This is a genomic window from Lachnoanaerobaculum sp. MSX33, from assembly GCF_000512995.1.
Lineage (GTDB): Bacteria > Bacillota > Clostridia > Lachnospirales > Lachnospiraceae > Lachnoanaerobaculum.
Window position 1 is genome coordinate 62701 of record NZ_AZXX01000071.1, and the last position, 11091, is coordinate 73791.

Sequence of the window (11091 nt, forward strand, 5' to 3'; positions counted from 1 at the left end):
TTTTTCTTTTACTCCTATTTTAAATCCGCTTTTTTATATCTTCCGGAAACATATCCTAAAATACAAATCTGAGCTATATTCCATTCATTTGAAAGATAAATACTGCATCTGACTTCATCACCTAGAGAGTTTTTTGCAATAAACTCATATCTTCCCAGTTCTTCATTATTTGAAATTCTTTCAATATCTGCTACATATGTTTCCGTAAAAAACCTATTAAATTCATCCCAAGCGGTTAGTGCATCTGCTTTTGTAATTTCCACCTTTAGACAATATCCGATACTGACCTTGCACCTTTTCTTTCTTCCGGTTTCATCAGCCTTAAATACTTTTGTACTGCCCTTATCAAATACCCATTCCTTATCCTTCAGTGCAGCTAATTTTTCTGTCAATATATCCTTAAATTTGACGATATTTTCCGAAAAGTATTTACAGGCATTTTCAAAAATCTCTAAATTGTCCATTTTGATTATTCCTTATATGATATTAAATCTGCTCTAATCTCACGAACAAATATATTAGTCGACATCCACCCACAAATGATGTTTTCCACAGTGTAAACATCTAAATAAATATCCGGAAACAGATCCGTCCTTTACCAAATATTTTTCAATATCCGGGAATTCATTTCGTTTATTGTACTCTTCAAATACTTCTTCCGCAATTCCCATTTCTTTTAATTCATTTGTCCCTACACTGCCAAGATATGCACAGTAATCATTACAACAATAAAGCCAATACTCACCCTGCCAGCTTAAATACCCCGGTGTTCTATAAAAGAGTTCATCTCTCTTTTCCTTATCCGGTACAAAGTCATCATCAACATCTTGAATGAAATCGGCATCATATTTCTTTGCGGCCTTACCGGTTGAAATACATACAGGGCAAAGATAATCCACATCATCTACAGCATATGGGCTTTTTACATAGTAAACACTGCTTTCTCTACCGCAGCAAGGACATACTTTCGCTTCACCTTCTATAAACGAACCTGTCTCCAAAGGATCGGGATGATATCTGAATTTCGGCAATAATTTTTTACGTTCTTCCCTTTTTAGCCTTTCCTCTTTATTTAGCGGCCTTGGTGTTGCAAATCTGTCACCATGGCTCTCATTTAAATCTTTTAAACTTAAAAACTTTTTAATCTGTTTTCTGTCAGCTTTATCATATATACTTTCATACAGTTTATATGCACTTTCCATCTTATAAAGCAGTTGATAGATATCAACCAGTACCTCCATGGCCTCTTTTTCGGTTCTAACTTTCAGTCTGTCAGCAAATTCATATAATGCCAATACACTTGTCTCATTTTCATGCTGCTTTACAAAGTTTTCTTTTAAGCTGATATATTCTTTTAAAAATTCGTTCATATTTTATCCTTATATAATCAAAGCATCTAATAATGTTCTTTTACATACTCTATAAATTCATATATGTCAGAAGATACCTCTTCCATTTCAAGTGATCCGAGTGCACCCAAATCATTTTTATATATGGTATCGTCAGAGTCCTTTTTGATAAAGAAAGCCATATCTCCGTCCTGTCCTATCATAAAAAAATCAGGCTCATATTCAAAAACCTCATATGTCAGATTTCTTTCCTCCAAATCTTTTTCTTCATAAAGTATCACACCTGTATCGCCTACCGGAAATTCGTCACTTCCCTTTATTTCCTCTAAAAACTTTTCATACATTTTTGGAAGTTTAAAATTTATATTATCCATGGTATCTCCTCATGTTTTATAGTTCGAACTTTTTCCAATCATCAACTGATTCTATTATCGGTATCAGACTGTCAATTTCAAAATACTCTTTTTCAATAGGGTCGGCATAACCGTCAACAATCAATAATCCGGTACATCTTATATGAGCATTATCATCTTTTATCTCTATAATTTCAAGCTTATATGAAATCATAGGTTCCGATTCATAAATATAAAATGTATCTTCTCTTTCATCACATTCTTCCAATGTATTTACACTAAAAGTTTCTCCTACAAGGTCTTTTACACTGCTTTTGTTTGAATCTATACTGTTTATACAAATAGACGGAGCTGTTGATTCACCACGAAAATCCCCCTCTTTAAACCCTATATCTACAGACCACGAGCCGTTATCTTTATCAAATATAAGGCAGCTCTGTCTGTCACTTAAATCATCTTCAAAACAGTACTTTTCACCTATCTTAAGCATTTTATACTCCTTTTTAAATTTATTATATGATTTCTATTCTAACCTTTCATCAAAAATAACCCCGATACATGGCCACTTTTTCAGAAATATCCAGTTTTTATCTGTCACCACTTTGAGTATATCCGTATCAAACTTCTTAACTTCTTCTATATTTCTTATCTCACCGCTATAAACTGTACCCCTTTTATATGAGATATCTATACTCATATAGTCTTCATAACATGATAAAGAAATATGTATTCTAAAATTATCTTTTTCATATGAATAACTGCAAAACCCCGCCTCTTTTTCATAAAGGTAGGAAGGCTCACTTTCAAAGAATTCAAAAAAATCAAGTTCATCATATTTCATAACATTAACCTCACACATATCTACTCTACTATATCACTAATATACAATCTGTATCTACTGTACTTTTTATAAAAAAAGAACCGACAAATGCCGGTCCTTAGTATGTTAACTTTATTTGATACCCTGATCCTTCTTTACCTCTTCCAGCTCTGCAAATACCACATCGTTTATTACCTTAATGTAAGTACCCTTCATGCCGGATGACCTGCTTTCTATTACACCTGCACTTTCAAATTTTCTTAGTGCATTTACTATCACCGATCTGGTGATTCCTACTCTGTCAGCTATCTTACTTGCTACAAGCACACCTTCATTACCGCTAAGCTCTTCAAAGATATGTATTATAGCTTCAAGTTCTGAAAAGCTTAATGTTGATATAGCAGACTTTACAATAGCAATCTTTCTATTCTCCTCCGCATTCTCCTCATTAACACTTCTCATCATTTCAAGTCCTACCACTGTTGTGCCGTATTCACTTAATATTATGTCATCTATATCAAAGCCCTTTTCCTCTTTGTAAATGAATACAGTACCAAGTCTTGAACCTGCAATATCAATCGGGCTGATAATAGCCTGAAATCTGTTTACATTTTCTTCGTCAAATCCAAGTGTTGCAAGATTAACATTTTCTTTTGTGGACAATATTGAGAGTAGTCTTTCATTCAGCATTTCATCTATAAAGCCGCCTACTTTATCAGCAATCAGCTCTGTAATCTCAGATGTACCATTATGTGTTCCAACTCCTAATACCTTTCCCTTTTTACTAATAACAAGACTATTTGCCTCGAGTATTTCTGATAATACGTCACATATATCATTAAATACTACTTTCTGTGAATTATTATTGTGTAATAACCTGTTAATCTTTCTAGTCTTATCCAATAATTGTACACTCATTCAAGAAAACCTCCCCTTAGAAAACAACGTATTTTCAATAAAGCTCACACTTAAATTTTAGCACAATTTGAATAAATGTACAACTTTTTTATATTATAATTCATATTATTTACTTATCTAAACTTATGTAATCTAAATGATATATTATTCCAATATAACACTTTATTTAAAATAACTGAATAAAGTTGTCAATTTTATATATAATCTGATAATAATATTCAAAAAGGCGAAGTTTTCACCTCGCCTCACACAATTTATAATTCACTATATATTTCCTTGCCATGTACATACACAGCTTTTATATTTAATGACTTATCCATCAGTACCAGATCCGCATATTTTCCTTCTTCAATACTTCCGACTTTATCGTAAATTCCGATTTGTTTTGCAGGATTTATCGTTGCGGCCGCTATAGCATCCTCAAGTCTGATATGCATATCCTGTACAGCCCTCTTCATACATTCAAAAAGATTTGTAACCGAACCTGCAATGGTTCCATCGTCAAGTACAGCTTTTCTTCCGGTAACAAACACCTTCTGTCCGCCAAGAGTATACTCTCCGTCACTGAGTCCGCATGCTCTCATACTGTCACTTATAAGTATAACCCTCTCGTCTCCGAACATCTTAAATGTAGCTCTTACTACAGCCGGATGAATATGAATACCGTCGCAAATAAGCTCCACACATACTCTGTCATTGTCAATAGCCGCACCTATTACTCCCGGTTCTCTGTGTGTAAACGGCGGCATAGCATTGTAAAGATGTGTAACATGAGATGCACCCTCTTCAAAAGCCTTTACCGCTGTATCATAATTTGCCATAGTATGTGCAATGGAAACTACAACATTGTCCTTTACACCTGCTATGAAATCCATAGCACCTTCACCCTCAGGAGCGATATCTACAAGCTTAATAAGATTTCCCGACAACTCATTCAATTCATTGAAGAACTCAATATCGGTATTTAATATATACTTTGATGACTGAGCACCTTTTTTTGCCTCACTTATAAAAGGTCCTTCCATATTTATGCCCACAAGCTTGGCACCTGTATCACCGTCATATGCGGCAGCCTTTTTCATGATTTCTTTAAGTTCATCTTTAGAAATGGTCATGGTGGCAGGACAAATACTTGTCACACCAACTTTAGCCTCGTATTCCGCTATATTCTTTATCGTATCTTCCTTTGCATCACAAAAATCATCACCCATACAGCCGTGAAAATGTATATCTATAAGTCCCGGTATTGCATAAAGTCCTGTGGCATCCACCTGCTTCTTGTCATCTTCCGGTGAAAATCCTAGATTCATAAATGAGCTTTCTGAAAACTTCTCACCCGAGATATGAATCTCTCTGTTTCTGAACACTCTGTCCGGATCAAACACTATCGCATTTTTTATAAACATGACAAAGCCTCCGTATCACCTATCAGAATAAAATCATTGTGTAACTGCAATATAGAAGCAGGTACCTTAGGTGTAATAGGTCCGAAGAATGCTTCTTTTACAATTTCAGCCTTTCCCTTACCGTTTACTACCATCAGCACACGCTTTGCTCTCATAATGCTTCCTATACCCATAGTATATGCCTGCTTAGGAACATCATCTATACTTGCAAAGAATCTCTTATTGGCCTCTATCGTACTCTCTGTCAAATCTACCACATGAGTCTTGTCGATAAATTCATCACCCGGCTCATTAAAACCGATATGTCCGTTATTGCCAAGTCCGAGAAGCTGCAAATCTATTCCACCAAAATTTTTTATAATATTTTCATAATCCTGACCTGCTTTAAGTGCATCAGGCTCCATACCGTCAGGTACCTTTGTATTATTTTTATTTATATTTATATGGTCAAAAAGATGTGAATGCATAAAATAATAATAACTTTGATCATTATCCTTTGTAAGACCTCTGTACTCGTCAAGGTTTACAGTCTTAATTTTACTGAAATCAAGTCTGCCTGCCTCATATCTTCTTACCAATTCTTCATAAGTACCTATAGGTGTTGAACCTGTAGCAAGTCCAAGTACGGCATCAGGCTTTAAAAGTACCTGCGCACCTATTATGTCTGCCGCCATTTCACTCATTTCTTTATAATCTTTTGCGCATATAATTCGCATATTGCACTCCCCCCTATGCTAACTGTGATTTAAACTCTTCCTTTGCCTTATCAAGCGCATCCTTGATACCTGCAGGGTTCTTTCCACCGGCCTGAGCGATATTCGGTCTACCGCCGCCACCGCCGCCTACAAGTGTAGCGATTGCTTTGATAATATTCCCTGCATGTGCTCCTGCCTTAAGTGCATTATCACCTGCCATACATAAAAGATTTACCTTACCGTCAACATCTGATGCAAGTACAACCATACCTTCATCAACATCATTCTTAAGCTTATCACCAAGATTTCTAAGCTCATTCATTTCAACACCGCTTACCTGCATTGCAATGAATTTGATTCCGTTTATTGTTTCAATATTTTCGGTGCTGTCTCCAAGCGCCTCACTTGCAAGTTTTGCTTTAAGCTTCTCATTCTCAGACTTAAGAGCTTTCATCTCATCAAGTAAGCTCTCAGCCTTTGCAACAAGTTCAGATTCACCTATTTTTAAAAGCTCAGCCATTTTCTGCATTCTGTTTTCTATATCCTGATAGAATTCGATAACACTGTCACCTGTAAGAGCTTCTATTCTTCTTACACCTGCAGCAATACCGTTTTCTGAAAGAATCTTGAAAAGCTTTATATCCGATGTATTATGTACATGAGTACCGCCACAAAGCTCCTTTGAGAAGTCTCCCATGCTTACAACTCTTACATCGCCCTGATATTTTTCACCGAAAAGTGCCATAGCACCGCTCTTTTTAGCCGACTCCACATCCATTACATCTGTAACTACCGGAAGAGCTTTATTTATCTCTGCATTTACAAGCACCTCTACCTCTGCAATCTCTTCTCTTGAAAGGCTCTTAAAATGTGTAAAGTCAAATCTCAGTCTGTCTGCTGCAACATAGCTTCCTGCCTGTTCCACATGGTTTCCAAGCACTTCTCTAAGCGCCTTATGTAAAAGGTGAGTTGCAGAGTGGTTTGCAGCTGTTTTCTTTCTGTTTTCGGAATCTACAACAGTTTCCACAGTATCGCCAAGCTTAAACATTCCCTGACTTACAAATCCCACATGACCGATCTTATCACCTGCAAGCTTGATAACATCCACTACATTAAATACTGCATCATCTTTCTTTATCACACCGATATCCGCATTCTGTCCACCCATGGTAGCATAGAATGAAGTCTTATCAAGGATAATTGTTCCATGATCACCTTCTGCAATAGCTTCCACTATTTCATCCTCTGTAGTAAGTGCGGTTATCTTACCTGAATCAAGAAGGCTGTCATAACCTTCAAATACTGTAGTAAGCTTCGGATCAAGTGACTGATATATGGTAACATCGGCTCCCATATAGTTTGTAGCTTTTCTGGCTGCTCTTGCCTGACTTCTCTGAGCCTCCATAGCCTTATTAAATCCCGCCTCATCTACGGTGAAGCCCTTTTCCTCAATTATCTCTTTTGTAAGATCGAGAGGGAAACCGTAAGTATCATACAGTCTGAATGCATCCTCACCTGAGATTACCTTTTCACCGCTCTTTGTAAGATTCTCTTCTATTTCTGCAAGGATTGAAAGTCCCTGATCTATGGTCTTATCAAACTTGTTCTCTTCCTCTGTAAGAACCTTAAGGATCATCTCCTTCTTTTCTTCAAGCTCAGGATAACCGTCCTTTGAAAGCTCTATTGCCGTATTTGCAAGAGAAGCCAAGAAAGTATCCTTTATTCCAAGCATTCTTCCATGTCTTGCAGCTCTTCTTAAAAGTCTTCTGAGTACATATCCTCTACCCTCATTACTTGGCATAATACCGTCTGAGATCATAAATGTGCATGATCTGATATGGTCTGTAATAAGACGGAGTGATATATCCTTTTTTGCATCCTCTTTATATGATGTCTTTGCCAAATCCGCAACTCTGTCAAGCAGGTTCTTGATAGTGTCAACCTCAAATATGGACTCTACATCCTGAAGCGCTACCGCAAGTCTTTCAAGTCCCATACCTGTATCTATATTCTTTTGGATAAGCTCTGTATAATTGCCCTTACCGTCCGAGTTAAACTGTGAAAATACATTGTTCCATACTTCCATATATCTGTCACAGTCACAACCTACAGTACAGCTTGGCTTTCCGCAACCGTACTTTTCACCTCTGTCATAGTATACTTCAGAACAAGGTCCACAAGGTCCCTCTCCATGCTCCCAAAAGTTATCTTCTTTTCCGAACTTAAATATTCTATCAGCCGGAATACCTATCTCTTTATTCCAGATCTCAAACGCCTCATCATCCTCTAAATATACTGAAGGATATAGTCTGTTTGCATCAAGACCTGCCACCTCTGTTAAAAATTCCCAGGTCCATGCGATAGCCTCATGCTTAAAATAATCTCCGAATGAGAAGTTTCCAAGCATTTCAAAGAATGTACCATGTCTTGCAGTCTTTCCTACATTCTCGATATCTCCTGTACGAATACATTTCTGGCATGTACATACTCTTCTTCTTGGCGGTATCTCCTGACCTGTAAAGTACGGCTTGAGCGGTGCCATACCTGAATTGATCAATAATAGTGAATTATCATTATGAGGAACCAAAGAGAAGCTCTTCATTACCAAATGTCCCTTGCTCTCAAAAAAGTCAAGGAATTTCTTCCTTATTTTGTTTACCCCGTTTTCACTGTTAAAATTTTTGTTACTCATATATCTGTTATTTTCCTTTTCTCATATCTCTTGCTTTTTTGCCCAGCTTTATACCTATAAAAGCTAAAATCCCAAAAATGATAGCCTTAATTAAACTTCCTATAAATGATGATAAAAAAACAGCCATAATACACCTCACTTATTCTTAGGCAATGCCTTCTATTTTTATAGACAAAACTGCTTTTATAATATCACAATAATGCCTAAAACTCAATGTCCATATTGTAATGGTAAAATAATAAAAAAGCGATGCCCACATAAAGCATCGCCTTCTTGAAAGTAAATATTTACTATTTAACAATCAGATTTTTAGGATCATATAGTCCCAAGATTTTATTTTTCATAATGCCTTTTCTTCCTACATGATTTGGAGAAATTGTTAAATCTTCTCTATCATTTTCTGCATCATTTCTTTTTTCTTCTACAGGCTTTGTGGCATTACTGTCTGTAGCAAGTCTCTGCTGTGCAGCCATATCTCTGTTTACCATTCTAAAGCTACTTCGGTCTGCAAACGCTTTTTTAACAGCCTTTTTTATAGCAACTGATGACACTGTTGCACCGCTTATACTGTCTACAGAATCAATTTCAGATGCCTTCTTTCCGACAAAATTAGGCAACATCCTTAATGCATTTGACCAGAATCCGGCATTATTTCCGGGGCTTGTTTCATTGTCTTCTACGCTTACAATAACTCCGGTCTTTTTATTGAAGGTTACTCTGAGGCTTGCATAGTATCCGAACATTGTAACATTCTCTACAACATCTTTTACTATATTGTCCTGTCCTTCTTCTTTCTCTTTTGCTTCACCAAGTTCAAACTTAAAGCTTGTGGAGCAGTATCCGTCTTTTTTATTTGCATCTTTTAAGATAACTGTATACTCTCCCATACCGGTGTTTTCCGTACTCTTAATTGAAAGAGTTTCATTTGTTTTATCAAATGTATAATCAGTTCCTTCAACAAGTTTTTTAGCATTATCTTTTGAACCGAAGAATAAATCTCCAATTTCATATCCTTCATAAGGCATCTTTCTCATATCAAATGTTACATCTGCCCCGTTTTCCGCACTGAACTCGGTTTTTGACGCTATAGCCGGTATATGACTGCTGCGAAGTCTCTTAGGAATATATAATTCCAATCCGTCTATCTCAAACTTCTTGTGATCACTTAATAAATATGTAATTTTATAAATCTTATCACCCGGTAATGAAGCAAAACGCTTATGTGCTAAATTGCCGCCATAGTTACCCATCTCCACCGAGAATGCAAGCTCACCGTCAGCAATAATATTGTCAACATGTGACAATCCGAAAACTTTAGCATTTTTCTTACTGCTTCCTGCCTCAAATGTTACACCGAGTACATTCTTATCAGTCTTTATTTCCTCAGGCAGACCTTCAAGGTTGATTTGATAATTTCCGTACTCACTTTGATCTGTGAGTGAAACTCTTACATCTGAAGGATTGGCACTTATTTCAGGAGTATTCTCACTTGCCTTCATTTCAGAGATTGTAGAATCATAATTAATAACCTTATAGGTAGGCAATTCTGTTTTTGTAACCTCTCTGCTTATTCCGGTAACGGAATCCGGAGCAGTCATACTTGTAATTGCCGGAATAAGTGCTGTATGATTTTCCGCACCTACAGCTGCCAAAAGTTTTACTTTTGCATACAGATCAGCATCTACCTGAACAGGTGTTTTAACTCCCTTAATCTTATATCCTGTTTCGGTTTTATCAGTGTAAGCCGCTGTCGCAAATTTGCCGTAGCTTCCTATTTTTGAAGAACTTACAGAATCATATCTTCCTCCAAAACTCATCATCTGCAATGGAGTAGGCTCCTGACCTATAGTCGGATCACCTCCGAATGAAGGTGCGGTTCTTATAGCTAAAAGCTCTCTTAAATAGAAATATGAGTATGGGAAATCGGCAGTACCGTATAGATTTCCTGTAAGTTTTTGATCATCCTCTACATAGTAGTATACCTTAGGCACATATGGATTTCTTACCAGATTAGCCTTATTGGTTACATCCTTGCCGTTTACAATAAATGTCATATTGGTATTTTTAGGATCATACTTTTTGTAATAATAAGTATGTGTCTTTCCGTCCACTACCAGATCCAATTTATCCATATTGGTTTCTTCGGATACGGGTGGCTTAGGGAATGCATCCTTTACCGCATTTTTAATGGCATTTGATGAAAGTGTTGCTCCTGTAACGGCATCAACGGTATCCACGCTGTCCTTTGTTTTGCCTACAAGTTTATCAAACATTCCAATCGACATATTCCAGAAAACTCTGTTATGAGTATTTCCCGGATTTGTGCCGTCATCTTCAACCTTAATAATTTTTCCTGTTTTTTCATTATATGTTACCAAAACTTTTGCCTTATAGAAGAAAGTCTCCATCTGAGCCTCTCCCTTTGCAGTCTTTATAGTTTCGGCTTCACTTTCACCACCTTCATATTTAAACCTTAGTCCTATACTTCCGTTTCCAAACTGCGGGCTGTGATAATCTACAAGTTTGATATTTAAGATATTGTCGCTCTTTGTAAGGCTGTAATTAAGCTGTATGCCTTTGGAATCAAGTACTTTTACTGTAAATGTATCCTCATTCCATTTATTCTCATACTTTTTAGGTATTGTTACATCCAGCACTAAATGTGCATTACTTCCTTCAAACTCCTGCTTTGTAATACCTGTTTTATTGTAAATAAGTTCCTGCTTATCATACAATTCAACTGCAGCCGGTAATACCTGCTCTTTCTGTGGTGTTTCCACAAATTTAAAGCCTATCCATACATAGCCGCCGCTTTCATGGAATGCTCTGTAGTTGGCAAAGTCCACTGTAAGTACAGA

The 11091-nt window shown here is 36.6% G+C and carries 10 protein-coding genes; all 10 read right to left on the bottom strand.

The window, feature by feature from the left end; genetic code table 11:
* Positions 1-14 precede the first annotated feature (14 nt).
* Complete coding sequence (locus HMPREF1495_RS08275; protein ID WP_034213703.1) at positions 15-464, bottom strand: hypothetical protein; 450 nt, start codon at positions 462-464, stop codon at positions 15-17.
* Between the two features lie 54 nt (positions 465-518).
* On the bottom strand, positions 519-1370 hold the full coding sequence (locus HMPREF1495_RS08280; protein WP_007592398.1) for a CbrC family protein: 852 nt from the start codon (positions 1368-1370) through the stop codon (positions 519-521).
* 26 nt (positions 1371-1396) lie between these two features.
* Positions 1397-1723 carry a hypothetical protein gene (locus HMPREF1495_RS08285; protein WP_034213706.1) on the bottom strand — a complete coding sequence of 109 codons (327 nt, stop codon included), beginning with the start codon at positions 1721-1723 and terminating at the stop codon, positions 1397-1399.
* Between the two features lie 16 nt (positions 1724-1739).
* Positions 1740-2192, bottom strand: coding sequence for a hypothetical protein (locus tag HMPREF1495_RS08290; RefSeq protein ID WP_007592402.1), 453 nt, complete (start codon positions 2190-2192; stop codon positions 1740-1742).
* A gap of 33 nt (positions 2193-2225) precedes the next feature.
* On the bottom strand, positions 2226-2561 hold the full coding sequence (locus tag HMPREF1495_RS08295) for a hypothetical protein (RefSeq protein ID WP_242832879.1): 336 nt from the start codon (positions 2559-2561) through the stop codon (positions 2226-2228).
* A 93-nt stretch (positions 2562-2654) separates the two neighbouring features.
* A complete protein-coding gene (codY, locus tag HMPREF1495_RS08300) occupies positions 2655-3440 on the bottom strand; it encodes a GTP-sensing pleiotropic transcriptional regulator CodY (RefSeq protein ID WP_034213709.1) in 786 nt (261 codons plus the stop codon).
* A 254-nt stretch (positions 3441-3694) separates the two neighbouring features.
* A complete protein-coding gene (gene nagA, locus HMPREF1495_RS08305) occupies positions 3695-4846 on the bottom strand; it encodes an N-acetylglucosamine-6-phosphate deacetylase (RefSeq protein ID WP_007592409.1) in 1152 nt (383 codons plus the stop codon).
* Complete coding sequence (gene nagB, locus HMPREF1495_RS08310) at positions 4837-5562, bottom strand: glucosamine-6-phosphate deaminase (protein WP_034213711.1); 726 nt, start codon at positions 5560-5562, stop codon at positions 4837-4839. Before nagB ends, nagA begins: the two co-directional genes overlap by 10 nt.
* Positions 5563-5575: 13 nt before the next feature.
* Positions 5576-8233: an alanine--tRNA ligase gene (gene alaS / locus HMPREF1495_RS08315; RefSeq protein WP_034213715.1), complete on the bottom strand. Its 2658-nt coding sequence runs from the start codon at positions 8231-8233 to the stop codon at positions 5576-5578.
* Between the two features lie 290 nt (positions 8234-8523).
* Positions 8524-11091, bottom strand: a 2568-nt coding sequence (locus HMPREF1495_RS08320) for an FMN-binding protein (RefSeq protein ID WP_034213722.1), incomplete at its 5' end; no start/stop codon positions are given.

Bases quoted from the DNA above. Each gene is read 5' to 3' on its own strand.
- HMPREF1495_RS08275 (WP_034213703.1), bottom strand. From the start codon at position 464: ATGGACAATTTAGAGATTTTTGAAAATGCCTGTAAATACTTTTCGGAA.
- HMPREF1495_RS08280 (WP_007592398.1), bottom strand. From the start codon at position 1,370: ATGAACGAATTTTTAAAAGAATATATCAGCTTAAAAGAAAACTTTGTA.
- HMPREF1495_RS08295 (WP_242832879.1), bottom strand. From the start codon at position 2,561: ATGTGTGAGGTTAATGTTATGAAATATGATGAACTTGATTTTTTTGAA.
- HMPREF1495_RS08290 (WP_007592402.1), bottom strand. From the start codon at position 2,192: ATGCTTAAGATAGGTGAAAAGTACTGTTTTGAAGATGATTTAAGTGAC.
- nagB (WP_034213711.1), bottom strand. From the start codon at position 5,562: ATGCGAATTATATGCGCAAAAGATTATAAAGAAATGAGTGAAATGGCG.
- nagA (WP_007592409.1), bottom strand. From the start codon at position 4,846: ATGTTTATAAAAAATGCGATAGTGTTTGATCCGGACAGAGTGTTCAGA.
- HMPREF1495_RS08285 (WP_034213706.1), bottom strand. From the start codon at position 1,723: ATGGATAATATAAATTTTAAACTTCCAAAAATGTATGAAAAGTTTTTA.
- alaS (WP_034213715.1), bottom strand. From the start codon at position 8,233: ATGAGTAACAAAAATTTTAACAGTGAAAACGGGGTAAACAAAATAAGG.
- codY (WP_034213709.1), bottom strand. From the start codon at position 3,440: ATGAGTGTACAATTATTGGATAAGACTAGAAAGATTAACAGGTTATTA.